This is a genomic window from Paenibacillus sp. J23TS9 (genome assembly GCF_018403225.1).
GTDB lineage: Bacteria > Bacillota > Bacilli > Paenibacillales > Paenibacillaceae > Paenibacillus_AQ.
The window spans coordinates 2,109,406-2,136,101 of sequence record NZ_BOSG01000001.1 but is presented as its reverse complement, the minus strand read 5'-3'; the positions used below and the strand labels follow the sequence as shown (position 1 = coordinate 2,136,101).

22 protein-coding genes are annotated in these 26,696 nt (G+C 47.3%); 20 read left to right on the top strand and 2 right to left on the bottom strand.

The features are described from left to right. The first annotated feature begins 53 nt into the window (after positions 1 to 53). Positions 54 to 1,424 (top strand): DHA2 family efflux MFS transporter permease subunit, encoded by a 1,371-nt coding sequence (locus tag KJS65_RS10045; protein WP_213650736.1) that lies wholly within the window; start codon positions 54 to 56, stop codon positions 1,422 to 1,424. A 224-nt stretch (positions 1,425 to 1,648) separates the two neighbouring features. Continuing rightward, positions 1,649 to 3,466 carry an APC family permease gene (locus tag KJS65_RS10040; RefSeq protein WP_213649695.1) on the top strand — a complete coding sequence of 606 codons (1,818 nt, stop codon included), beginning with the start codon at positions 1,649 to 1,651 and terminating at the stop codon, positions 3,464 to 3,466. Positions 3,467 to 3,491: 25 nt separating this feature from the next. Here KJS65_RS10040 and KJS65_RS10035 read toward each other — a convergent pair whose 3' ends face one another. Next, on the bottom strand, positions 3,492 to 4,385 hold the full coding sequence (locus KJS65_RS10035) for an AraC family transcriptional regulator (RefSeq protein ID WP_136605101.1): 894 nt from the start codon (positions 4,383 to 4,385) through the stop codon (positions 3,492 to 3,494). Between the two features lie 118 nt (positions 4,386 to 4,503). On the opposite strand from KJS65_RS10035, the gene KJS65_RS10030 reads away from it, so the two are divergent. From KJS65_RS10030 to KJS65_RS09945, 18 genes are all read left to right on the top strand, one after another. Then, on the top strand, positions 4,504 to 5,250 hold the full coding sequence (locus KJS65_RS10030) for a sugar phosphate isomerase/epimerase family protein (protein ID WP_213649694.1): 747 nt from the start codon (positions 4,504 to 4,506) through the stop codon (positions 5,248 to 5,250). Positions 5,251 to 5,280: 30 nt separating this feature from the next. Further along, the gene (locus KJS65_RS10025) at positions 5,281 to 6,375 is read left to right on the top strand and encodes a Gfo/Idh/MocA family protein (protein WP_213649693.1); all 1,095 of its coding nucleotides are present in this window, start codon (positions 5,281 to 5,283) and stop codon (positions 6,373 to 6,375) included. A 182-nt stretch (positions 6,376 to 6,557) separates the two neighbouring features. Then, positions 6,558 to 7,559: a Gfo/Idh/MocA family protein gene (locus KJS65_RS10020; protein ID WP_213649692.1), complete on the top strand. Its 1,002-nt coding sequence runs from the start codon at positions 6,558 to 6,560 to the stop codon at positions 7,557 to 7,559. A gap of 43 nt (positions 7,560 to 7,602) precedes the next feature. Next, the gene (locus KJS65_RS10015; RefSeq protein WP_213649691.1) at positions 7,603 to 8,550 is read left to right on the top strand and encodes an AraC family transcriptional regulator; all 948 of its coding nucleotides are present in this window, start codon (positions 7,603 to 7,605) and stop codon (positions 8,548 to 8,550) included. Positions 8,551 to 8,565: 15 nt separating this feature from the next. Beyond that, positions 8,566 to 9,654, top strand: a complete 1,089-nt coding sequence (locus tag KJS65_RS10010; protein WP_213649690.1) for a Gfo/Idh/MocA family protein — start codon at positions 8,566 to 8,568, stop codon at positions 9,652 to 9,654. Positions 9,655 to 10,095: 441 nt separating this feature from the next. Further along, the gene (locus KJS65_RS10005; RefSeq protein WP_136605108.1) at positions 10,096 to 11,361 is read left to right on the top strand and encodes an MDR family MFS transporter; all 1,266 of its coding nucleotides are present in this window, start codon (positions 10,096 to 10,098) and stop codon (positions 11,359 to 11,361) included. Between the two features lie 108 nt (positions 11,362 to 11,469). Further along, positions 11,470 to 12,009 (top strand): superoxide dismutase family protein, encoded by a 540-nt coding sequence (locus KJS65_RS10000; protein ID WP_136605109.1) that lies wholly within the window; start codon positions 11,470 to 11,472, stop codon positions 12,007 to 12,009. 373 nt (positions 12,010 to 12,382) lie between these two features. Beyond that, positions 12,383 to 14,206: an assimilatory sulfite reductase (NADPH) flavoprotein subunit gene (locus KJS65_RS09995; RefSeq protein ID WP_213649689.1), complete on the top strand. Its 1,824-nt coding sequence runs from the start codon at positions 12,383 to 12,385 to the stop codon at positions 14,204 to 14,206. Between the two features lie 39 nt (positions 14,207 to 14,245). Further along, on the top strand, positions 14,246 to 15,970 hold the full coding sequence (cysI, locus tag KJS65_RS09990; RefSeq protein WP_213649688.1) for an assimilatory sulfite reductase (NADPH) hemoprotein subunit: 1,725 nt from the start codon (positions 14,246 to 14,248) through the stop codon (positions 15,968 to 15,970). A 141-nt stretch (positions 15,971 to 16,111) separates the two neighbouring features. Beyond that, positions 16,112 to 16,465, top strand: coding sequence for a hypothetical protein (locus tag KJS65_RS09985; RefSeq protein ID WP_213649687.1), 354 nt, complete (start codon positions 16,112 to 16,114; stop codon positions 16,463 to 16,465). A gap of 168 nt (positions 16,466 to 16,633) precedes the next feature. Beyond that, complete coding sequence (locus KJS65_RS09980; protein WP_213649686.1) at positions 16,634 to 17,128, top strand: cation:proton antiporter regulatory subunit; 495 nt, start codon at positions 16,634 to 16,636, stop codon at positions 17,126 to 17,128. 4 nt (positions 17,129 to 17,132) lie between these two features. Beyond that, on the top strand, positions 17,133 to 18,353 hold the full coding sequence (locus KJS65_RS09975; protein WP_213649685.1) for a cation:proton antiporter: 1,221 nt from the start codon (positions 17,133 to 17,135) through the stop codon (positions 18,351 to 18,353). A gap of 75 nt (positions 18,354 to 18,428) precedes the next feature. Next, positions 18,429 to 19,331: a YitT family protein gene (locus tag KJS65_RS09970; RefSeq protein ID WP_213649684.1), complete on the top strand. Its 903-nt coding sequence runs from the start codon at positions 18,429 to 18,431 to the stop codon at positions 19,329 to 19,331. A 289-nt stretch (positions 19,332 to 19,620) separates the two neighbouring features. Further along, positions 19,621 to 22,572: a formate dehydrogenase subunit alpha gene (fdhF, locus tag KJS65_RS09965; RefSeq protein WP_213649683.1), complete on the top strand. Its 2,952-nt coding sequence runs from the start codon at positions 19,621 to 19,623 to the stop codon at positions 22,570 to 22,572. Positions 22,573 to 22,575: 3 nt separating this feature from the next. Beyond that, positions 22,576 to 23,115: a helical membrane plugin domain-containing protein gene (locus KJS65_RS09960; protein WP_213649682.1), complete on the top strand. Its 540-nt coding sequence runs from the start codon at positions 22,576 to 22,578 to the stop codon at positions 23,113 to 23,115. Between the two features lie 217 nt (positions 23,116 to 23,332). Beyond that, on the top strand, positions 23,333 to 24,406 hold the full coding sequence (locus KJS65_RS09955) for a Gfo/Idh/MocA family protein (protein WP_213650735.1): 1,074 nt from the start codon (positions 23,333 to 23,335) through the stop codon (positions 24,404 to 24,406). Continuing rightward, positions 24,403 to 25,248, top strand: a complete 846-nt coding sequence (locus tag KJS65_RS09950) for a sugar phosphate isomerase/epimerase family protein (protein WP_244864463.1) — start codon at positions 24,403 to 24,405, stop codon at positions 25,246 to 25,248. Before KJS65_RS09955 ends, KJS65_RS09950 begins: the two co-directional genes overlap by 4 nt. A gap of 107 nt (positions 25,249 to 25,355) precedes the next feature. Continuing rightward, entirely contained in the window at positions 25,356 to 25,673 is a 318-nt protein-coding gene (locus tag KJS65_RS09945; protein WP_213650733.1) for a metal-sensitive transcriptional regulator, read from the top strand. Positions 25,674 to 25,723: 50 nt separating this feature from the next. On the opposite strand, the gene KJS65_RS09940 is transcribed toward KJS65_RS09945, so the two are convergent. Then, complete coding sequence (locus KJS65_RS09940; RefSeq protein WP_213649681.1) at positions 25,724 to 26,569, bottom strand: class I SAM-dependent methyltransferase; 846 nt, start codon at positions 26,567 to 26,569, stop codon at positions 25,724 to 25,726. Between the last annotated feature and the right edge of the window lie 127 nt (positions 26,570 to 26,696).

The window sequence follows — 26,696 nt, the reverse complement described above, 5'->3', positions numbered from 1 at the left end:
TACATCAAAAGAATGAACAACATGAGCAAAAGAAGTTTAAAGTTATACCTATCATGATTGCGCTGTTGATCAGCGGATTCATTGGGATGTTCAGTGAAACAGCGCTGAATGTCGCATTAAGTGATTTAATGACATTGCTGCATATTGAACCTGCTACCGTGCAGTGGCTGACGACGGGGTACCTGCTTACTCTCGGTATTCTTGTACCTGTCTCAGGTCTGCTTTTACAATGGTTTACGACGAGACAGCTTTTCGTCACAGCGATCATCTTTTCCATTTTGGGTACACTGATTGCGGCGCTTGCACCGAATTTTGAGATGCTGATGCTCGCACGCGTCGTTCAGGCTATCGGTACAGGTATTATGCTGCCCTTGATGTTCAATACCATCCTGGTGATTTTCCCTCCTGAAAAAAGGGGAGCTGCCATGGGTATTATCGGTTTGGTAATTATGTTTGCACCGGCGATCGGACCAACCATTGCCGGACTGCTTATCGAGCATTTAAGCTGGCACTGGATCTTCTGGCTGTCGCTGCCATTCCTGGTATTGTCACTGGTCTGCGGTATCTTCTTTATGCAGAATGTCTCGAAGATTACGAAACCGAAAATTGATTTTTTATCCATCCTATTGTCTTCACTAGGTTTTGGCGGTATTGTGTACGGCTTCAGCAGTGCAGGTGAAGGAAGCGGAGGCTGGTCAAGCACCAAGGTTATCGTGGCCCTTGCTGTTGGTGTGGTAGCACTTATGCTGTTTGCTCTTCGTCAACTGCGGATGAAACAGCCGATGATCAATTTGCGGGCATTCAAATATCCAATGTTTACACTCGGTGTCCTGATGGTATTCATCAGTATGATGATTATTCTATCGTCCATGTTAGTACTGCCGATGTTCCTGCAGAGAGGATTCGGCAAAACAGCATTTTATGCAGGTCTGATTATGCTTCCGGGTGGAATTATCAACGGTATCATGTCACCGATTATGGGGCGTCTTTTTGATAAGTACGGACCAAGATGGCTGGTATTTCCCGGCTTCCTGGTGGCTGCAGTGATGCTTTGGTTCTTCGCCAGTGTCACTCCGACTTCAGCGATTTTTCTAGTCATTGTACTTCATACCTGTCTGATGATCGGAATCTCGATGATTATGATGCCAGCGCAAACCAATGGTTTGAATCAGCTTCCGCAGCAGTATTATCCGGATGGAACGGCCATCATGAACACTTTGCAGCAGGTTGCCGGTGCGATTGGTACCGCGGTTGCGGTCAGCATTATGACAGCAGGGCAGACGCGATATATGAGCCATGCGGCGAACCCGAATATGCTGGATGCTTTGACGACAGGTGTTCAAGATGCATTTATGTTCGGAATGATTGTCGCTTTGATCGGTTTTGTGAGTGCACTGTTCATCAAACGAGTTCATGTGAAATAACGGAAAGAAACTGTCGGGACTTCCCGGCAGTTTTTTATATATCGAGTTTGAAAATAACCATACTCCCTAGAGAGAGAATGGTTATTTTTTTGCCGAAAATTTAATATTATCATCTGTTTATTCATACAAAACAGTGTTTAAAAAAAATAAATTAAGGAAACTTAAAACAGAATGCACCGCTTAAACGCAAATAGGATGATTTTTACTAAGAGAGGAACTTTTCGATGGTGAATAAGTTTAAGCGGGTGCTGATTGGCCGGCCGATGAAAAGCGGAGAAATCGAAGGCGAAAAGTTAACGAAGCTGAAGGCACTTGCCGTGCTCTCCTCAGATGCGCTTTCCTCAGTGGCTTACGGAACGGAGCAAATTCTGATTGTGCTGATGGCAGCCGGCTTTGCCGCGGTCTGGTATTCGATTCCCATATCCATCGCAGTTCTGGGACTGTTATTCATATTAATTTTATCTTACCGCCAAACCATCTTTGCCTATCCAAGCGGGGGCGGTGCTTATATTGTCGCCAAAACGAATTTAGGCGTTCCGGTTGGCCTGCTGGCTGGCGGCTCCCTGCTGGTTGACTATATTCTGACGGTTGCGGTCAGTTCCTCTGCGGGTACGGATGCCATTACATCGGCCTTTCCGTCGCTCCATGATCACCGGGTTCTCATTGCACTGGTCATGATTCTCTTCCTTACGATCATGAATCTTAGGGGAGTCACGGAATCGGCCTCTGTGCTCGCCATTCCGGTATACTTGTTCGTCATCTCCATCTTTGTATTGATCATATCAGGGGTTATCAAATATGCGTTCGGAGGCATTCATGCGGCTGCCCCAGCGCTTGGTACCACGGTATCCAATGTTAGTCTGTTCCTGCTGCTCAAAGCTTTCAGTTCCGGCTGTTCGGCATTAACCGGGGTGGAGGCTGTATCAAACGCGATTCCGAACTTCAAGCAGCCCTCAGAGAAAAATGCGGCAAGGACACTGATCATGATGGGTACGATTCTCGGTGCCATGTTTATCGGAATCAGCCTGCTGGCTTATTGGTACGGAGTTGCTCCGAATCCGAAAGAAACGGTCGTTTCCCAGATTGCCAACGCCACTTTCGGCAGGGGAGTGATTTACTACATTATTCAAGGCATTACGGCACTCATTTTGTTTTTGGCAGCCAATACGGCATACTCGGCTTTTCCGCTGCTTGCTTTTATGCTGGCCAAAGACAAATTTATGCCCCGGATGTTTATGGTACGGGGAGACCGTCTCGGTTTTTCGAATGGCATCATTAATCTGGGCGTTCTGTCGGCGCTGCTCGTTATTGTGTTTCAAGGTAATACGGAAAATTTGATACCCCTGTATGCGCTGGGTGTATTTATTCCTTTTACATTGTCACAGCTGGGAATGATGATCCGCTGGACGAAGCTTAGGCCATCCGGCTGGGAAATCAAATTTATCATCAACACGATCGGCATGCTGACTACACTAACGATTGCGCTGATCTTTGTATTTACGAAATTCACGCATATCTGGATGGTATTTATATTCCTTCCGATCGTTATCTACATCTTTTATCAGACCGAGCGGCATTACCGGAATACAGCGGAACAGCTGCGTATTGACGTGATTCGAGATAAGCCTGTTATTAAAGGAAACACCATTGTGGTTCCGATCGCAGGGATCACCCAGGTGGTAAAGCAGTCGATAGGATATGCCAAATCAGTTACGGATAACGTCGTTGCCGTCTATGTAGGATTTAATGATGAAGAAATTGAACGGATGGAGAAGAAGTGGGATGATTGGAATCCAGGCGTACGGCTGATCGTGCTCCGTTCCAGCTATCGCAGCGTAATACGTCCACTCATGAAGTTCATCAATACAGTGGAATGGAAAACCTCTGCGACAGACCATATCACGGTTCTGATCCCGCAGTTTATTACGAAGCATTGGTGGCAGCATATTCTCCATAACCAGACCAGTCTGCTCCTGCGGGCATACTTGTTTAATCAGAAGAATGTGGTCATCTCAACGTTTCCGTTTCATCTCAATAAATAACATGGGAAGCCTGATACGACAAGTATCAGGCTTTTCCTTTTTTGCGGAACTGGTGTGGAGAGATATTCTTATACTGCCTGAACTGCTGAATGAAGTAGCTGGAGCTTGAAAATCCAACCTCAAGAGCAATATCTGTCATGCTCATTTCTGTCGTTAGCAGGAGCTTTTCCGCTTCGGTGATTCGGATATAACTTAAATAGTTGGTGAATGTCTTGCCCATGATCGATTTGAATTTTCTGGAAAAATAACTGTAGCTCATATTGCACAGGCCGGCTGCCGTCTGGGCGTTGATATCATTCATGTAGTTGTAGTCAATGTATTCAAATACTTTCTGCAGCATCTGGTAGTCGCTGTCATTCAGCGAATGGGCCACCTCCCAGCTCCAATGCTGGTTATGGGTCTTACGCAAAAACCATAAAAAAACACGGCAGATCAGCGTACGAACAGCAAGCTCGAATCCGAAGCCTTTGGAGCTGAATTCATCATATATTTCTCTGATCAGAGCCGGTATGGGAGTATCATTGATTTCCGCTTCGGTAAAGACCCTCTGTCCGTTGGAATCAGCGAGCGTAAAGGGCAGTATGTATTTGGATTCAAGAATCGTCCGTGAAGTGGAGTACAGAATCTCAGGATCAAACTTGACGACAATATAGGAGATTTCCTCACCCATGGAGTAGATAGAATGCGTCTCATGCGAATGGATCAGAATGAGATCGCCTTTGCCGACAACATGGCATTCTCCTCCTAGAAAGACCTTGGCTTTACCGGATAAGAAATATAGGATTTCGATATAAATATGCCAGTGCGGACGTACAATGCAGCGTGATTCCTTACTGGAGTAGTGGATCATGCTTTCGTAAGGAAAGTGGATGGATCCGGCAGCAGACCGGTTGGATTCAAAATACGGCTCAAGCATCATTTCAGCACCTCATTTTCACCATGACAAATATTTAATATTTTCGGATAGGTTCATTGTATTACTTATTCGGCGATTTTGGTATTCTTACTTTACTTGTTACACAGGAGGAGGCTTATATATGGAAAATATAGCGCTTCAGCTGTATTCCATTAAAGAACTGACAAGCACAGATTTCTTGGGTACGCTGAAAAAGGTGGCAGAGATCGGATATGACGGCGTTGAATTCGCCGGGTATTTCGGGACATCTGCGGCGGAATTGAAAAAATCATTGGATTCAATTGGACTGCGGGCCGCGGGGAGTCATATCGGTATATCCGATCTATTGCTTCAGCTCGATCATACCATTGAATACTCGCTTGAGATCGGCAGCCCCTATATTATTTGCCCGGGTCTTCCTGAGGAGATGCGTGAAAGCGCTGACAGCTACAAGCGTACAGCTGAAACGTTTGATAGGATTGGGGAGCGGTGCAAGGAACATGGCATTCGTTTCGGATATCATAATCACGGAATCGAGTTTCAGAAGTTTGACGGGTTCACCGGCCTGGAACTGCTTGCGAACCATACGCAGCCCGATCATCTATTTCTGGAATTGGATACATATTGGGCAGAACATGCCGGCTTCCGCTCTGTGGACTGGATTGAGACATTGAAAGAACGCTGTCGTATTCTGCACATCAAGGACATGAAGAGTGAGCAGGACAAACGGAACACAGAGATCGGTTCTGGTATCATGGATTTCCAATCGATTACTGCGGCTGGCAAGCGTTACGGGGTAGAGTGGTACACGGTAGAGCAGGAGGAATACGAGATTCCCCAGCTGGAAAGCATCGGTGCCAGTCTCAAATACCTTCGACAAATATTATAAATAATGATATCAAGGAGATGACTTTATAAAATGGCTGAACAAGTACAAAGAACATTGCGTGTAGGCATTATTGGCTGCGGCGGAATCGCAAACGGCAAGCATATTCCGAATTTGAATGCGCAGAAAAACGTCGAACTGGTGGCATTCTGCGACATTATTGAAGAACGGGCGATTGAGTCCGCGAAGAAAATCGGCAAGGAAGACATTGCTATTTATACAGATTATCAGGAGCTGCTGAAGGATGAGAGCATCGATCTGATTCATGTATGCACACCAAACAAATCCCATTCCTTCATTACCATTGCCGCACTGGAGGCCGGTAAACATGTCATGTGCGAGAAACCGATGGCCAAAACCTCCGAGGAAGCAAGAGCTATGCTGGATGCTGCCAAACGGACCGGCAAAAAGCTGACCATTGGCTATGACAACCGCTACCGTCCGGATTCCCTGCTGCTTAAGAAAGTTTGTGAGCGTGGCGATCTTGGCGATATTTATTTTGCCAAAGCTCATGCCATTCGCAGACGTGCGGTACCGACTTGGGGCGTGTTTTTGAACGAAGAAGAGCAGGGTGGCGGACCTCTGATCGATATTGGTACTCACGCACTGGACCTGACCCTGTGGCTGATGAACAACTACAAAGTGAAGAGCGTTGTAGGTACTGTTTATCACAAGCTGGGCAGCAAAAAAGATGCCGCAAACGCATTTGGACCTTGGGATCCAGAACAGTTCAAAGTCGAAGATTCAGCATTTGGCTTCATTACGATGGAAAATGGTGCAACTGTGACGCTGGAATCCAGCTGGGCGCTTAATACGCTCGATGTGGGAGAGGCGAAGGCGACGCTGTGCGGTACCGAAGCGGGTGCGGATATGCGTGATGGGCTGCGGATTAACGGCGAAGAGCTGGGTCATCTGTATACCAAGCAGCCAGAGCTGAACACAGGTGGAGTCGCTTATTTTGACGGGAAATCGGAAGGCCAGGCAGCCAGAGAATGCAGACTTTGGATCGACAGCATCTTGAATGATACCGAACCGATGGTGCTGCCTGAACAGGCGCTGGTCGTGACCGAGGTATTAGAAGCGATCTATGAATCCGCCCGTACCGGGAAAACCGTATATTTTGAATAGAGACGAATAGGAAAAAGCTCACCCTTTTTAAAAAGAGAGAGTGAGTTTTTTCTCTTTCCTTAATTTATTCGGAATGTCGTAAAATTAAAGTCTTTTGTCGTAATGTTACACTGTATAAACGCCTTTTCCTGTGATAGATTAATGGCATGATGTCATAATATTAAATATTGAGGTGGCTGAAAATGATAAGAATCGGAAAAATTAGCTATTGGCATGTTCACGCATGGGATTATACAAAACAAGCACAGGAGCATCCGGAAGCTGAAATCGTTGCAGTATGGGATGAAAATCCGGAACGGGGAAAAGAAGCAGCCGATAAACAAGGCGTAACGTTCTATGCATCACTGGATGAGATGCTGGCGCAGGATGATATTGATGCGGTTATTGTGGATGCGCCAACCCGGATGCACCGTGAAGTGATCCTGAAGGCAGCAGCGGCAGGCAAGCATATTTTTACAGAGAAGGTACTTGCGCCAACGCTGCAGGAAGTGAACGAAATTCTGCATGCGGTAAACGAAAATAAGGTAAAGCTGACCGTATCACTGCCAAGACTGAATGACGGCTATACTCTTGCGATCCGGGATATTCTGGATCAGGAGCTTCTTGGAAAGGTGACCCTGGTTCGTGTCCGTTTGTCTCATAACGGGGCAACTGCGGGCTGGCTGCCGGAGCATTTCTACAGTCTTGAGGATTGCCTGGGCGGAGCCCTTATTGACCTTGGCTGTCATCCAATGTATCTGACTAGGCTGTTCCTGCAGCAGGAGCCTGTAGAGGTGAACGCGGAATTCGGATATGTTACCGGCAAAGAGGTTGAGGATAATGCAGTAGCCACGCTCTCAACGCCATCCGGAGCCGTCGGAATCGTAGAAGCAGGCTTTGTTAACAACTTCTCCCCATTCTGCATTGAAGTTCATGGAACAGACGGCACCATTTTATACGGTACACCGAATGAGAAACTGCTGATCCGGACCACTCGCAAAGAAGAATTTAAGAACGATTGGGTTGAGCTTCCGGTTGCAGAAGCGCGGGAAAGCGCATTTCAGCAGTGGATTGGCCATATCCAAGAGGATACGAATGCCGACGAGAATTTGGCCTTTGCTGTAGAACTGACGAAACTGATGGAAGCAGCCAATCAATCGGCGCGTGAACATCGCGGAGTACGCCTATCTGATCTGCAGGCTTAAAGCCTGACATATACTTAAAATATGGAATCAAGGAATGTGCTGCATGATGAACAACTTTCCGTATGAAGTGATGATGGAGCGTCAAGACGCTTTGGAACGACTCGATTTGAAGGTATATTGGGGGAATTATGAGATTCGGGTGTTAAGGTTTCATTTGATAACGTTTCCTCCCGGAAAAATGGTTTCTTTTCATAAGCATGCCGAGTATGAATTTCATTTTATTCCACGAGGCAAAGGGATGGTCATTCTGGAAGACGATCCATTCTCTCTAAGAGAAGGCATGCTCTATTTGACCGGACCGGATGTGATGCATTATCAGGAAGCCGATGCACAGGAATCAATGGATGAGCTATGCCTGCATGTCGATATCGTTAATCTGGCAGACAAAGAGAATAAAGGCAGATCCCCCCGTCAGGGAGCAGATCCTTGGGAGCTGGCCGAAGCGCATGACTGTATGGAGAAGCTGACACGGCTTCCCCTAAAGCCGGTGATGGATATGCATCGGGCGATGCCTTTTTTTCTCGAAGCTTATCAAGCTTCGCAAATGAAATACGCGGGGCTGTACACAACGATCAAGCACAGTGTGATCCAGATATTGCTTCGCGCTGTCAGAGCCTACGAATCGGAGCCGATGGAGGCGCTACTGCCTTCCCGGGATATGAAAGCCTACCGTTATCAGCTCGCTTTGGAGTACATACAGGCAAACTCTGCTGGAGAAGTGATCCTCGATGATGTAGCGGATAAGCTGCATATCAGTACAAGACAGCTGCAGCGTATTATCAAAGAACTTGGCGACGGACGGTCTTTCAGTGAGATTCTAGAGGATATCCGATTGAAGGCGGTACGTCGCAGGCTGTTAGAAAGCAAAGAGTCGATTGATACGATTGCTAGTTTGGAAGGGTTCTCCAGCGGCAGTTACCTGCATACCGTGTTCCGGAAAAGAATAGGTATGACACCCACCGAATACCGGAGTATGAATGCAAACGTATAGGAGGATGGCAATCACGTGAGAAAGACATTGCGAATAGGAATTATTGGAAGTGGCGGAATTGCGGGCGAGCATGCCCGGGCTTATAAGAATATAGAGGATGTTGAAATTGTCGGTGTTGCCGATATTTTTCCGGGCCGGGCAGACCAATTTATTGAGCGGTGGGATTTGCAGCAGGCCAAAGGTTTTGACGACCACAACAAGCTGCTGGAAATGGAGCTGGATGGCGTAAGCATCTGTACGCCAAACGTAGCGCATCATCATACTACGATCGATTCTTTGCTTGCGGGTAAAAACGTAATGGTGGAAAAGCCGATGTCTGTTACACTGGAGCAGGCTGTTGATATGGTGCAAATTTCGAAGCAGACGGGTAAAATTCTCAATATTGGTTTTCAGCCGCGATATGACCCGAATATGGGCCTCATCAAGGATCTGGTTCAGAAAGGCCAGCTTGGAAAAGTGTATTACGTGGAAACAGGCGGAGGACGCCGCCGTGGCATGCCTGGAGGAACCTTTATCCGCCAGGATATCGCGGGTGCAGGTGCGATGGCCGACATTGGGTGCTACTCACTGGATTTGGCCTTGAATACGCTGGGCTATCCAAAGCCGCTGACCGTTTCGGCCTATACTTCTAATCACTTTGGTACCAATCCGAAATATCATCCGCAAGCGGATCAATTTGATGTGGAGGACTTCGGTGTTGCGATGATCCGTTTTGAAGGCGACCTGGTGCTTAACTTCAAAACCTCTTGGGCAATGCACATGGATACGCTTGGATCAACCATGTTCCTCGGAACGGATGCAGGCATGAAGGTTGTTCCGGCAGGGAAAGGCCCATGGAGCGGCGTATGGGACGGCAACGTCGGCTCCGTATCCATTTTTCATGACATTCAAGGACATCACACGGAAAGTATTATTCCTTTGATCGATCATAAGCTCAGCGTGTTTGAAGAGAAAATCAAGGATTTTGCCCGCGCGCTTCGCGAGGGAGGTCCTGCGCCGATTCCAGGTGAGCAGATACTCCGCAACCAGGCTATTCTGGACGGCATATTGCGTTCAGCCCAAACCAAGAAAGAAGTCGAAATTCACATTCCGGAAATCGGGTAATCCGTATGTGCAAAATACAGTCTGCAGCCTGATAATCGGGTTTTGCAGGCTGTTTTTTATGGATAAATGATCAGATGATGTGCGCCATGAAAAATCCGGGTGGAAGGTTATTTCGAATCAGCGCTGAATCAGCGCTGAAATGATCATAGATGAAATTACGTTTATCCGCTGTGATAAATGTTCCGGTTTGCGAAATCGGTGGGTTGCCTGGAGAAATTCTAAGCAAAACGCTGTAAGTCATTTTTGGGAAAATGCATGCCGAAGATATCGCAGCAGACCGGGCTCCATCCAAAGAGCCGGGTCTTTTTATTTGGGTAAACTTTCGCTAAATATTTCTTGTGAATTTGAAAATATATGGTATATTAGAAATCCTTCCTTTTTTCCCAACATCTCGCGCGTTGCAAAGATGGTTTGCAAATTTAATCAGGAGGACTATTTTTCATGTACTGGTTGAAATGGGATCTCAATCTCAAAATTAGGCTGATCGGGGATTCACTGTTCAACATGCTGTTCTGGATGTACTTTCCCTTTATGACACTGTATTTCAGCGGGGTATTCGGGAAATCCGTGGCCAGCATGCTCATGGCCGTTCCGCCTCTTGTCGGCATTTTCGCCAATCTGCTTGGAGGCTTTCTGTCCGACCGTTACGGCAGGCGCCCACCCATGCTCGCGGGCTACCTGATTCAATCCCTGATGTTCGGACTGTTCGCTATGTCTTCGAATCATTGGCTCGATTACTTCGCGTATATCGGAATCGGACTCGGCGGCTCTATCTTTTCTCCAGCAAGCTCGGCCATGGTAGCGGATGTGACGGCAGAGAAGGATCGCAGACTCGTATTCGCGACGTTTGTGACTGGCCGAAATATCGGCGCTGTTTTCGGACCGGCTCTGGGCTCCATTTTTTTCATTCACCACCGACCAGAGCTGCTGTGGACCTGCACGGTCGTCACGCTGCTGTATTTTCTGATCATTCTGTGGAAGATCCGGGAAACGCTTCCGCATCGTCCACAAGAGCTGAGCAAGCCGGGGACAATATCCCAACTTGTTAAAGAGCAATTTACCAACTATGGCGTCATTTTCAAGGACAAGGCTTTTGCCATATATATTGCTGCGGGGATTTTGGTTACGATTGCCTTTATGCAGCTGGACATGTATCTTGCCACCTATGTGAAGGAATACGTACCGGCACAATCCCTGCTGGCATTCGCGCACTGGACCTATTCGCTCAGCAGCACGGATATCTTTGGATGGATGCTTGGCATTAACGGTCTTTTGTTCGTCGTCGGCGTACTTCCGGTTACGAAGCTGTTCGAGCATACGAGCGACCGCAACGTGTTCATAATTTCCTCGGTATTGTTCGGTCTTGGGATGTTTTTGATCGGCTTGACGACCCATGTATGGCTGCTGTTCCTGTTCATCATCATCATGACGATCGGCGAGATTTCACGTTCTCCGGTCACGGAAAGCTTTGTCAGCAAATACGCTCCGGTGCATGCCAGAGGTCAGTACATGGGGGCATCCAACCTACAATATTCCTTGGGACGTTTTCTGGCTCCGATGACCGTGCTATTATCTTCCTGGCTTGCGCCGACTTTCGTATTCGGAATTATATTTTTATGCACGCTGCTCAGTGCGGCTTTGTACATATTGCTGTTTCGCATCCTTCCGCAGGAGCAAGTGAACAAGCAAGAGAACGCAAAGGCGTGAATCTGGTATAACAACATTTTTGCTGATGCTTAATGTTATCTTTTTCCGCAAATAGGGCAACCCTGTGTAGAGGAACCGAAAACATCTACAGGAGGAAGAATCAGCATAATGAAAAAACAAGCGATCTGCCTGAGCGTGCTCAGCACTTTGGTATTCGGGGCTGCACCAATGAGTCCATCCGTATGGGCGAAGTCAGAGGAACAGCAAGTAAAAACAACCATTATCGACTCTAAAGGAGTTGAGGTGGGCACTGCAGTATTGACGCAAAAGACCGACGCCGTCCAAATTCATATCGAAGCAAAGAACCTGCCTCCGGGTGAGCATGGCATTCACTTCCATGAAACCGGCAAATGTGATCCACCGGATTTCACGTCCGCAGGAGCTCATTTTAACCCGCAAGGCAAACAGCATGGATTCAAGAATCCGAAGGGTTATCATGCAGGTGATCTGCTCAACATTCATGTGAAAGCAGATGGAACGGTAATCGCAGATTTGGAGAGCAAATCAGTTACGCTTCAAAAGGATGCAGCCAATTCATTGCTGAAATCTGGCGGTACCTCGCTTATGATTCATGAAAAAGCCGACGACTACGTTACAGATCCATCCGGTAATTCAGGCGCCCGGATTGCCTGCTCGGTGATCCGATAAACGGATATTAATGAATATGGGATAGAAGCAGTCAAAACATGGGTTTTGGCTGCTTTTTTTGTTATGTTTATTTTTAATGAAGAAAAGCTTCAAAATGGTTGATGTCTCAGGATCCGGATAGCCGCCTGCGGTAAGTTTTTTAAAATGGAATCTAACGCATCACAGGAATAGCACTTTAATGTAATAAAACAACCGGTAACCCGCGCAGTAGCGCGGTTTTTTGTTATTCCATAGACCTGAATTTCTGGTAAAATGCTGAAAATTCTTCGTTGACCTCATACGCATGCTGTGATAGATTCAAGAAAGTATAATATTAAGTGGATAGTTTTAGTCGGAATTATAAAAAAAGCATGTCAACGTGAGGTGGATGGGGTTGGAGCTTCAAGTAACAAACAGTCCTTTTAATCAAGAGCAGGCAGAAGTGTTGAATCGTCTGCTGCCGACACTTACCGGAGTGCAAGCAAGCTGGCTCAGCGGATACTTGGCTGCTCTGCACAGTTCTGCAGGAACGGCAATACCGGTACAGGCAAACGCAGGGAATGCTGCTGTATCAGAAGCCACTGGATCCAGGGAAGTAACCATTCTTTTTGGTTCGCAGACAGGTAACTGCAGCGGGCTCGCCAAGAAGATATCCAAAAAACTGATGGATCAGGGAGCACAGGTTACGGTTTCCTCAATGAGTGATTTTAAGCCTAACAGCCTGAAAAAGGTTCAAAATCTTCTGATTCTTGTGAGTACGCATGGTGAAGGTGAACCACCTGATAATGCCATTTCCTTCTTTGAATTCCTGCATGGCAAACGCGCTCCCCAGCTGGAGGGGATGTCTTTCTCCGTATTGGCACTGGGTGACACATCTTATGAATTCTTCTGCCAAACAGGCAAAGATTTTGATAAGCGTCTGGAAGAGCTGGGTGGCAAAAGGCTCGTTCCGCGTATGGATTGCGATGTGGATTTTGATGAACCGGCTGCCGAGTGGATGAACAGCGTGCTGCAAGCACTTAATGAAGGGAATTCCGCGGGCAATTCCGGTTCCCAGGCTGCAGTCATTTCTCCAAGTGAAGGAGAATCCGATTATTCAAGAACCAATCCTTTTCAAGCGGAAATTTTGGAGAATTTGAATTTGAACGGACGCGGCTCCGATCGTGAAACCCGTCATGTTGAAATATCATTGGAAGGCTCAGGATTGCAATATGAACCGGGTGACAGCCTGGGGATCTATCCTGAGAACCACCCGAATTTGGTGGATGATCTGATCAGTGCGATGGATTGGAATCCGGATGAGTCCATTACGGTTAATAAGCATGGAGATATGTTGCTGCTCAGGGAAGCGCTTCTGAAGCATTATGAAATTTCCGTTCTGACCAAGCCGCTTCTCTTGAAGGCTGCCGAAATATCTTCTAACCCGCAGCTCAATGAGCTTCTCGAAGCCGGACATGAGCAGGAGCTCAGAGGATATATCGAAGAAAGAGATCTGCTCGATCTTGTGCAGGACTATTCGCTGAAAGGCATACCAGCACAAAGTTTTGCCGATATTCTGCGTAAGCTTCCAGCCCGGCTGTACTCCATCGCCAGCAGCTCGAAGGCTTTTCCGGATGAAGTCCATGTCACTGTTCGTTCAGTACGTTACGATGCCTATGGAAGAGACCGTTATGGCGTTTGCTCCGTACAGCTGGCAGAGAGACTGCAATCGGGTGACTCCCTGCCGGTGTACATACAGCATAATCCAAACTTCAAGCTTCCGGTTAACCCGGACACACCGATTATCATGATCGGACCAGGCACAGGTGTTGCACCGTTCAGAGCTTTTTTGGGTGATAGAGAAGAGAGCGGAGCCGAAGGGAAAACATGGCTTTTCTATGGTGACCAGCATTTCTCTACGGATTTCCTGTATCAGACCGAGTGGCAGCGCTGGCTTAAAGATGGGGTACTCTCCCGCATGGATGTCGCATTCTCCAGAGATACGGACAAAAAAGTATATGTGCAGCACCGGATGCTTGAACAGAGCCGTGAGCTCTATGAATGGCTTCAGGAAGGTGCTTGTGTCTACGTATGCGGCGATGAGAAGAAAATGGCCCATGACGTTCATGCCACACTTGCAGCCATTCTTGAGCAGGAGGGCGGCTTGAGTCCGGAAGCAGCGACGGAGTATTTACTTCAAATGCAGCAGGAGAAGCGTTATCAGCGGGATGTTTATTGAGCCTGCGGAATCCTTAGGTAGCGAGAGGAGAAGTACGAAATGTCTGAGAATAATCTGTTGTCGAAAAACAGTGCCCCGCATAGCGATGTTGAGGAGATAAAGATCCGAAGCAATTATTTGCGCGGAAGCCTGACGGATACATTAAAAGATCCAATAACCGGCTCGATTCCGGAAGATGATAACCGCCTGATGAAGCATCATGGCAGCTATATGCAGGATGACCGTGATCTGCGCAATGAGCGTCAAAAACAAAAGCTGGAGCCTGCTTACCAGTTTATGCTCAGAGTCCGTGCATCCGGAGGTGTGGTTACGCCGGAGCAATGGCTGATGATGGACCGTATAGCCCATCATTATGCCAATGGTACAATCCGATTGACGACACGGCAATCTTTCCAACTGCATGGTGTACTCAAATGGAATCTCAAAAATACGATCCGTGAAGTAAATGAAGCTTTGTTAACTACGCTCGCCGCCTGCGGAGACGTGAACCGTAATGTCATGTGTAATCCCAACCCGCATCAATCGGAAATTCATACCGAGGTGTATGATTGGGCTTGCCGTGTGAGTGAACATCTCGACCCCAAGACTACGGCTTATCATGAGATTTGGCTGGATGGGGAAAAGGTAGCATCAAGTGAAAATGACGGGGAAGAGCAGGAACCGATCTACGGTCGCGTCTACCTGCCCCGCAAATTTAAAATCGGTATTGCCGTTCCCCCCTCCAATGATGTTGATGTGTATTCCCAAGATCTCGGCTTCATCGCGATCGTGGAAAATGGACGTCTGGCAGGATTCAATGTTTCCGTCGGAGGCGGAATGGGGATGACACACGGAGATCCGAAAACCTATCCTCAGGTTTCAAAAGTAATCGGTTTTTGTACACCGGAGCAGATGATTGATGTTGCCGAGAAAACCGTTACGATTCAGCGTGATTACGGGGACCGTGCTGTCCGCAAGCATGCCCGCTTTAAATACACGATCGATGACCGTGGAATCGGCTGGTTCACCGATGAGCTTACCCTGCGTCTCGGGTGGAAACTTGAAGAACCCAGACCTTTCCAATTCCATGATAATGGTGACCGTTACGGCTGGGTGAAGGGCAGCAATGGAAAGTGGCATTTTACTTTGTTTATCCAAAGCGGCCGTGTGAAGGACGAAGAGGGATATGAGCTGATGACTGGGCTTCGTGAAATTGCGAAAGAACATACGGGTGACTTCCGCTTGACGCCTAACCAGAACCTGATCATCGCCAATATCAGCCCGCAGAAAAAGAAAAAGATCGAATCCCTGATTGAACAATATCATTTGACCGATGGAGCACATTATTCTTCCTTAAGACGTAATTCGATGGCGTGTGTGTCCCTTCCAACCTGCGGACTTGCCATGGCTGAGTCGGAACGTTATTTGCCTTCTCTGCTGGATAAAATCGAGCCGATGCTCGAAAAAGCAGGGCTGCAAGAGAAGGACATCGTCATCCGTATGACAGGCTGTCCGAACGGCTGCGCCCGTCCTATGCTGGCTGAGCTTGCGTTTATCGGTAAAGCGCCGGGCAAGTATAACATGTATTTGGGCGGGGGATTTGCAGGCAACCGGCTGAATAGACTGTTCAAAGAAAATATTGGTGAAGCCGAGATATTGGATTCTCTTGGGCCCATCATTGCACGATATGGTACTGAACGGGAGACGGGCGAGCATTTTGGTGATTTCGTCATCCGGGCAGGCTACGTGCAGGAGGTTCGGGACGGACAGGAATTCCACGCTTAAATTGAAGTGAAATCTCATAAATAAAAATAACCCTGAGATCAGGGTTGTTTTTATTTTCATATGCACTAAACAGTTTGAAACCGTTATGCTATTTATGTTAAAATCAATATATATGAAATTTTCACAAGAGGGAGGGATGGGATGACGACACTGACAAAAAGATTGCGTATGCTGCTTATTGTTGTGCTCGGATGTATCCAGATGTTATCCTTTCCCATTTCCTTTGAAGAGGAAGTAGCCTCTCCCTACAGCAGTGAAACCGAGACGGTGCACAGCCGGATGGACCCGCAAAGTAAACCGCTCGCTCGTAAAACCCCGTCTTTTCTGCAAAGACTGATCATGCTGGCTTCGGCGCTGCCGCTTCTCTTCGTGATGCCGCTACTGCTGTTGCTGCGCCTGCCTAAACCCCGGTTACCGTTTATTCCTATCATACTCATCCGTAAAAAATATCTGCTTCTTTTGCCGATCAAATTCACCTCGAGTTATTTAGTTTAATCCGCCCTTCAGAAAACGATTCCCATTGTAGGAATGGTTTATTTCTCATACCCAAAAATGCTTATTTAAATCCAAAAAAATAATCTCAACAGCATGATTACAACAACCCATCCATATGTGATTAAATTCACTAATATAAAAATTGAAACATTCAGGAGGCTATTTTTCATGAACATTCGTGAATCTATTTTACCTGGGATCGGTATGAAATATCAGATTGATGCAGCCAGTGGCGACCGGATTGTTATTGTCATACATGATGACGGTAGACGGGAGTTCTATCATTTTTCCCATGAAGATGATGAGCAAAGCATATCCATGGTGACATTGGAGGATCAGGAAGCAAGGCAGCTTGCAGCGCTTGTCGGGGGGATGGTCTATAAGCCGAAGCAGCTGGAAAGTGTGGAGATGGCTTTTGACGAACTTACGATTGAATGGTATAGGATTGATCCGCACTTCGCATGCATAGGAAAGTCCATCGGCGAGCTCAATATCCGCCAAAATTCAGGAGCATCGGTTATTGCGCTTATGGATAAAAAGAATGGAAAACAAGTAAACCCCGGCTCTGACTGCATTTTGAACGCGGAAGCGACGGTTGTGGCAGTGGGCGAGAGGGATCAGCAAAAACGTTTCAAACAAATTTTAATGAACGGAAGCGGGTGAAAGGATGGAGCATCTGGTATTTGAAATTGGATTGGCGCTTGGACTCATTGCACTGGGAGGACTGATCTCGGCGAAGCTTCGGTTCTCGGTGATACCATTTTATATATTAATCGGGATGGCTGTAGGGCCGCATGCGATGGAGCTATGGCATTTTGATTTCCGGTTTATCGACAGTGCCCCATTCATCGACTTTATGGGCAGAATTGGCGTCTTGTTCCTGCTGTTCTATCTGGGGCTGGAATTCTCAGTAGGAAGGCTGATCAAGTCAGGACGAAATATTGCAGTAGGCGGGTCGATCTATATAGGGATTAATTTTACGCTCGGTCTGCTGCTCGGATTTCTCAACGGCTTTCCGGTTGCGGAAGCATTGATCATTGCGGGCATTACAACCATTTCCTCAAGCGCAATTGTGGCAAAGGTTCTGGTGGATTTGAAACGGACGGCGAACCCAGAGACCGAAATGATACTCGGAATTATCATGTTCGAGGATGTCTTCCTCGCCGTTTATATATCCATTCTGTCCGGCTTTGTGCTGAGCGATTCTAGTTCGATCGGCGGTGTGCTGTTATCGGCGCTCGTGTCACTCGGATTCATGCTGGCAGTCATTATTATCGGACGGAAAGCTGTTCCTTTGCTGAACAAATGGCTGCGCATCAGATCCAATGAGCTGTTTGCACTAGTTATTTTCGGTTCATTATTTCTGATTGCCGGATTCTCTGAGACGATCCATGTCGCTGAAGCGATTGGCGCGCTGCTAGTCGGACTGGTGCTGGCGGAGACAGAGCATGCCAAACGGATCGAACATTTGATCATGCCGTTTCGTGATTTCTTTGGAGCCGTCTTTTTCTTCAGTTTCGGTTTATCCATTGATCCCATGTCACTTGGCGGCAGTGCAATTTGGCTGGCGTTGGCAGCGGTTATCGTAACCTTGATCGGAAATTTTAGCGCAGGTATGCTTGCCGGACGGACGGCATCTTTGTCTCCGAAAGCTTCTGCGAATATAGGACTTACGATTGTGTCGAGAGGGGAGTTTTCCATTATTATGGCCAATTTGGGGAAGGATGGTGGTTTGCTGGATATTCTCCAACCTTTCTCGGCGGTCTACGTGCTGATTTTGGCCATTCTCGGGCCGCTTCTGACAAAGCAATCCAAGTCGATATACACGCTGTTGAATAGGGTATTCAAATTTAAAGACGGGCGCGTACACAAAGAAGAGATGCTTTGATTATTTTACTCATGATACTTCCATTCAGAAATCAGAAGGAGGGAAGGTTATGAATCATATGAAAATATATACCGTATGCCAATGAAATGGCGTAATCCGAATCACAGCGTTAGAAAAATGACGGCTCTTCCGTCCATTATGGGAAGAATCGCGGCTTCCATTGGGTTGGAATTGTTTTTGCATCCACATGAGCTCATAGCAGGAGGCATAACGGGAATCTCGGCGATGGTGTCCTTTCATACTGAAAAGCATTTTGGGGTTCTCCTGTTTGTATTCAATCTTCCGCTACTGCTGCTCTATGCATTCCTTGGGCACAGACCTGTAGTTATGAAAGTGCTGCCTGGGCTGCTATCCTTCTCGGGATCAGCATTTCTGCTTGCCCCGCTGCCTGGAGTAAGTGGGGAACCTGTCATTGCGGCTTTGGGTGGCGGCCTATGCTTGGGAGTCGGAGCCGGATTGGCCGTTAAGTCAGGCGGACTTCTGGATTCACTTGGGTTGGAAAAGTATGATCATGTACGGCCGCCGGCCATCATGCTTTCCAGTCAGGCTGTTCCGATGGAATATCTGCTGCTGATATGTCATGGGGCGGTTCTGGTTTCTGCGGGTATCTTGATGGGATGGGAGAGAACCATGTACTCAGCGTTGGCTTGTTTGGCAGCATACGAAACATCGGCTTTGATGTTGTATGGATTGCGCAGAACGGTATGGATAACCGCTTCTAATCCCGAAGGAATCCGGTATGAAATAAAACGGAGAATATGTCTGGACGCCGGTAATACAACTGAGAGCAATGCGGATATGAATAGGTTGCAAAATGATTTGCAGTATAAGATTCATATCCTGGATATCCCGCGCTTTAAAGCAATCATCAAGCAGATTGATCCACAGGCGGAGGTCATATTTATCTATCGACCAATATCTGATCTGAGCAATCACAGGAACGGCGAAAATAAATACCTGAAGGACAAAGAACCCTGATTACTCAGGGTTCTTTCTTTGTTCGCGTGGATTAGGGCCACACGGGGTTCCACTGTGGATTTCAAGCTGCCTAAGCGTCTGTTTCCAAACTTCAGTATGCTAGGACTTGTCCGACTGGATCAAGTGGGTTCAAACGTAACGTTCAATCAAGAAAGCATTAGACAAGAGTCAACGATGTCGTTAAATTCCATTGATTCAAGCTAAATATTCACGTGTAACTATACTTAAGCTGACATATCTGATTCGGCTTCTATTCATTTCAGACTATTAAACAGAGGTGATTCCTTACATGAACGCAGAATCGTTTGTTTTCCGAATCAATGACAAAAACTACGAAGCCAAACCGGGTCAAACCATCCTGCAGGCATCCGGGGATACCTATATTCCAAACGTCTGCTATCACGAACAATTGGGACCTATTCAGACATGTGATACATGCCTGGTTGAGGTGAACGGGAAGCTTATCCGCGCTTGTGCCACGGAGGTGGAGCCGGGCATGCACGTCCGTACCGAATCCAAGCTGGTAAAGGAAGCCCAACAGGAAGCGATGTCCCGGATCCTCGAAAATCATGAGCTGTACTGCACCGTCTGTGACAATAACAACGGTAACTGCAAGGTACATAACACGACGGAGTTCCTGGAGCTGGATCATCAAAAATATGAATTTAAAGAGAAACCATATGAGAAGGACATGTCACATCCTATGTACCGCTATGATCCCGATCAATGCATCTTATGCGGACGCTGCGTGGAAGCCTGTCAGGATCTGCAGGTCAATGAAACGCTCAGTATCGATTGGAGCCGCGAGCATCCAAGAGTGATTTGGGATCAGGATGTTCCCATTGATGAATCCTCTTGCGTATCCTGCGGACACTGTGTGTCGGTATGTCCTTGCAACGCCCTGATGGAGAAATCGATGATCGGTGAAGCCGGATATCTGACAGGAACCTTTGCGGATGTGCTTGAACCGATGATTGACCTGACGAAGGAAGTAGAACCCGGTTACCGGGATATTTTCAAAATCTCTGAGATCGAAGCGTCGATGCGTGACTCGCGCATTAAACGCACCAAAACCGTATGCACATACTGTGGTGTAGGCTGCAGTTTCGAGGTTTGGACGAAAGGACGGCATATTCTCAAGGTAGAGCCTAATGAGGAGGCGCCGGTCAATGGCGTTTCAACCTGCGTCAAAGGGAAATGGGGCTGGGATTTTGTCAACAGCGAGGAACGGCTGACTAAGCCGCTGATCCGTCAAGGGGATGAATTCGTGGAAGCCAGCTGGGAAGAGGCGATGGATTATATTGCCCAAAAACTCGGCGGCGTTAAGGATCAATTTGGGCCGGATGCCATCGGATATATCGCATCCTCCAAATGCAGCAATGAAGAAAACTTCATTTTCCAGAAATTCGCCCGTGCCATTATGGGTACGAATAACGTCGATAACTGTGCCCGTTACTGTCAGACCCCTGCTTCCAAAGCGCTGCTTCGTACCGTTGGTTACGGCGGTGATTCCGGCACCATCCAAGATATTCAAAGTGCAGGGCTTGTGATCATTATCGGGGCCAATACAGCGGAATCGCATCCGGTTCTGGCGACAAGAATTAAACGGGCACATAAGCTCCATGGTCAAAAGCTGATTGTTTCGGATCTGCGGAAAAATGAGATGGCGGAACGTGCGGATATCCATCTTCATCCGAAGCATAGTACGGATCTGATCTGGCTGAATGCGGTTGCCAAATACATCATCGATCAAGGCTGGGAAGCACGTGAATTCATTAATCAACGAGTGAACGGTTACGGGGATTTCGTACAGTCGCTTCAGAAGTACACGCTTGACTATGCAGAAGAGTTAACCGGAATCAGCAAGGAAACCTTGATACAGGTTGCCACAATGATTCATGAATCGGACTCGACCTGCATCCTGTGGGCTATGGGTGTAACCCAGCATAAAGGCGGTACGGATACGAGTACGGCGATTTGCAACCTGCAGCTGGTTACCGGAAATTTTGGTAAACCGGGCACTGGTGCTTACCCGCTGCGCGGGCACAACAACGTGCAGGGCGCTTGCGATTTTGGGACCCAGCCGAATGTATTTCCAGGATATGAGTCTGTCGAGGACGATAAGGTTCGCGGTCGTTATGAACATGCTTGGGGCGTAGAACTGCCAAAGAATATAGGCTATAACAACCACGAAATGGTGGATGCCATTCAGGATGGCAAGATCAAGGCCATGTATTTGTTTGGTGAGGATATGGCTCTTGTTGATGCGAATGCAAACCTGGTTGATGAAGCCTTCAGTAAGCTGCAATTTTTCATCGTTCAGGATGTCTTCTTCTCACGGACAGCCAGATATGCGGATGTAATATTACCGGCAGCGCCAAGCTTGGAGAAGGAGGGGACCTTTACCAATACCGAAAGACGCATTCAGCGCTTTTATCCGGTCTTTGAACCGATGGGAGAATCCAAGCCGGACTGGGAGATTATCCAGATGGTAGCGAACGCCATGGGAGCAAACTGGAATTACACACATCCCTCTCAAATTATGGATGAAGCTTCAGTATTGGCTCCGCTGTTCGCGGGAGTCAGCTATGAACGCTTGGAAGGCTGGAAGAGTCTGGTTTGGCCGGTTCAGTTGGATGGAACGGATACACCGCTGCTTTATCAGGATGAGTTCCATTTCCCGGATGGTAAAGCGAAGCTGTTCCCCGTTGACTGGACACCGCCGCAAGTCTACGAGGAGAAATACGACCTTCATATCAATAACGGCCGTCTTCTGGAGCATTTTCATGAAGGAAATATGACTTATAAGTCTAAGAGCCTCACACATAAAGCGCCAAGTGCCTGGCTTGAAGTATCTCCTGAACTCGCGGCAGAACGGGGAATTAAAGATGGCGCGATGGTTCGTTTGACATCTCCGGAAGGAGCGGTCAAGCTTCGAGTTCTGGTGACTGACCGTGTCAAAGGAAATGAGCTGTATCTTCCGATGAACACGTCCAGCAGCAGCCAGGCTGTTAACTTTCTGACCAGCAGCGAACATGATGCAGTGACAGATACACCGAATTATAAAGAGACGGCAGTAGCGATGGAAATTCTATCCTATGACGGTGAGCCACCGCTCCCGAAATCTAACCACCGTGTGGACACACGCCGGAATCCACAAATGGGTGTCCGTGTTCAAGATAAATGGAATCGCCCGGATTTTGTACCGGTTGCAGAAGTCATCCGAAAGGAGGAGGTATAATCCATGGCAAATCCGATTACCCGAATCAACCGCCAGATTCCTACAGATGAGGAGATCAGGGAACAAGAAGTAGAACGCCTGGTTTCAGGTGCTGCGAAAAGCAACCCGGGTCTGCTCATGTTTATGGATATCATTCAGGAAATGTATGAGGCAGGATATCTGGAGGTTGTCCATGGTATGGTGAAAAACCGGGAGAAGGTGCTTCCACATGTTTTTGATTTTATCAAAATATCCGGAATGCCTGTCGTGATGAAAAATGCGGTAACCGGTATGCAATTTCTCAGTACCTTGGAGCCCCATAAAGTGCAGCGTACGATGAACGCGGTCGGCCATGGTCTGAATAAAGCACTGGATACGGACACAGATGAAGATCAGAAGGGATTCTTTGATCTGCTTAAAATGATGAAGGATCCTGATGTGAACCGTTCCATTACAATGATGCTTAATTTCCTCAAAAGCATGGGCGAGCAGCTCGGGAATACACCTCATGAAGTCAACCGTGAAATGAACAAGGATAAGCAAGAGACTACGAATGAAGTCTAGCGATATCTATATTCACCTCTCATAAATGTAAATTATGATAACATAAAAATAGAACATATGAACATGCAAAGGGGACCTTGTATAAGGTTCCCTTTTGCATACCCTGATACATAAGAAACTGCAGGGGTGTGAAACGCAGTGATTGACACTTCTTCATGTATCATGATAATTTATGGGCAAATGTTGTAGCCATCCATGAAAAAGGGGGGCAGATGTGATGAATAACGAGGGCAATCGACTGAGAGTAGGCGTGCTAGGCTGCGGTCCGATTTCGCAGTTTGCTCATTTTGAAGCTTGTAGAAGAGCAAAAAATGCCGATCTATACGCTTTTTGTGATGTAGCCGAAGATCTGCTTGAACGAATGTCTGCTATTCACCAGCCGACCAAGTCCTATAGCGACTATGATCTGATGCTGGGAGATCCGGATGTTGATGCGGTCATTATTGGAATTGCCGATCAGTTTCATGTGCAGGCTGCTATGAAGGCAATTGCAGCAGGTAAGCATGTGCTGGTCGAGAAGCCGCTTGGTATCACGGTTGAGGAATGTGAAGAACTTCGTGCGGTGGCGAGTCGAACGGGCTTAACGGTCCAGATCGGAAACATGAAAAGATTTGATCCGGGCATCGCCTATGCGAAGCGCTTCGTGACGGATGAGATGGGTGAAATGCTGGCACTGAAAGCATGGTATTGCGATTCGACTTACAGGTATACCGTCACTGATAATGTACAGCCGCTTGCGATTCTAAGTCCGAATGCCATGAGACCTGAAGGAAACCCGAAGCTCGATAAACAGCGATATTATATGCTGACTCACGGCAGTCATTTGGTGGATACGGCAAGATTTCTTGGCGGAGAAATAGTCAGTGTGAAGACATGGAATACTCAAAAGTTCGGTGCGTACTGCTGGTTTGTAACAGCGGAATTTGCCAGCGGTGCAATCGGGCATCTGGATCTGACCGTAGCGGTGCGGATGGACTGGCATGAGGGCTTTCAGATCTATGGGGAACATGGAAGCGTTGTTGCCAAAACCTTTAATCCATGGCTGTTTAAAGCCACGGATGTAGAAGTGTTTTCAACGCGGGATGGCTGTTATCACCGTCCATTGGGGGAGGATGCCCATTTTTATAAGCTGCAGGTAGAAGGCTTTGCGGATACGATTTTACATAAAGCACCCATGCAAGGGGCCGGGTTGGATGACGGAATTGCCGCAATGCGAACGATGGTGGCCATTGCCAGATCCGCAGAAAGCGGTGAAGCTGTAAGGATAGATGATGCGAGCGGAGGATTATGATTACACCGGGCATCTTTTGCAAAACCTTTGGTCGTCCTTCTCTTGAACAAACGCTGGATGCCGTGAAATCTTATGGACTGGATATTATCCAATTAAATCTTGTATGCGCGGGGCTTATCTCCATGCCGGAACAGATCGATTTGGAAGCGGCTTACCGAATCCGGTTGGCTTCACAGGAGCGGGGAATCAGCATCGCCGCCGTCTCTGGAACCTTTAATATGATTCATCCCGATGTTCGCGTCCGGCAGGAAGGTTTGAAGCGTCTGGGTTATCTTGCGGCCATGAGCCATGAGATGGGGGTATCTACGATCACGCTGTGTAGCGGCACCAGGAATCCGGAAGACATGTGGAAAGCCCATCCGGATAATGATTCTGATGAGGCATGGCAGGATTTGATCCGAGGTATGAAGGAAGCGCTAATCATAGCGGAAGCTTATGACATTGTGCTGGCTTTCGAACCGGAAAAATCCAATGTGATTGATTGTGCAGCAAAAGGAATGCGGCTTATCGATACCTTGGAGTCTTCTCGGCTGAAAGTTGTGATGGATGGAGCCAATTTATTCGGATCCGGAGAGTCGGACAGGATGAAGGAAATACTCGAGGAGGCCTTCGATCTGCTTGGGAAGCATATCGTGATTGCACATGCGAAGGATTTTGCGGAAGGGGAAGAAGTCGAATTTCTGGCAGCAGGAACGGGGAGTCTGAATTATGATATGTACCTTTCGTTACTGCGCAAGCATTCCTTTGATGGACCATTGATTCTTCACGGACTTCATGAAACCCAGGTGGCCCCAAGTTTGCAATTTATCCGAGAAAAAATAAAATGTGATGGATCTTATTGAAGTTCTTTAGGGAATGGTTTGTATACCCCCGGATGCCGAGTATAATAGTTATATAGGAAAAGGAGGCGAGTCGTATGAATACGGTACCGGATACGATGGATCAGAATATGGAACAGAACGCAGACACATGCGCTGGTGACCACTCGGAACGGAAGAGCCATCATTCAGATAAGGTTAAAAACAGCCTGATCAGCCGATTGAACCGCATTGAAGGACAAGTGCGCGGCATTAAGGGACTGATCGAGAAGGATACGTATTGTGATGATGTGCTAAACCAGATTGCCTCCGTACAATCCGCATTGAACGGTGTCGGAAAATTGCTGCTGGAGCATCATATGAAAAGCTGTGTGGTGCAACGGATCCAGGAAGGGGATCAGGAAGTGCTGACGGAACTCATGACCACGATGAACAAATTGATCAAGTAAAACAGAAAAGCCGCCATGGGCGGCTTTTTTCTTTGGGAACGGCATTTTCCTCAAATGGCGGTGAAGGCATAAACAGAAAGCGGCATAATTGGATGCATTTCAATGGATTGCTTCAGCATCATGATCTGAGATCGAATGAGATCTTTGCTTTTGATTGGCATATGCTGTAGTGCATTCAATTCCACTTCGGCATCAAGCAGAACCTTTTTCACTTCCCATTCGCCATCCTGAAGTTCTGCTGCCATCAGAGACTGCTCTTTGAGGGTTGTCCAGCCCGCTTGACTGACACCGTGCTGAATATCAGCTGATGTGAACAGCGTACGTACATTCGATTCACTGACTTTTTTAAAAGCTTCATACTGTGCCTGGATAAGTATCGACAATAAATGAGGATACTGTTCAATTCTCTCAATCCGCGTATCCCATTCTGCGAAGCATAATTGTCTGCCCCAGCTTTTCACTCTCTTAAGAATATCCATAAGCTCTTCGGATGAGCGAAGGTACCAGGAGCAGTGGGAGAAGACCACAAAATCAAAGGCATGCTCGGGAAAATCGATATCCGGCGATAATACATCCATCTCGAACTCCATTTGAATTCGTTTTCCTAATGGTGATTTCATTAAGTGCTTAGCGGAATCGCCGAGTGTGATCGGAGCACCGTAATCGGGAGGACCGATATCTATACCATGAACAAAGCCGGATTCACCCGCAAAATAGGCCAAGACAGCTGTTGTATCACCTTGACCACATCCGATTTCAAGTACTTTGGCACCTTCATGAATCCCCCAGAATTCCGCAAGCATGATCCGGTGAGCCGTTTGAATCTTTTGAATATCGGACATTTCCTTACCTGCAGCCATACAATCCACGATGGAATGAATGATCTCGTTCGTCATCGAATCCCTCCTAAGAGCGGTAACTTATTGATATGAATCTTATTATACATGGATTTGAAAAGTGTTTTATTGCAATTCATGGATTAGACGCCCAGATGGATACGAAGATAATTTGAGTGCTTTTCAG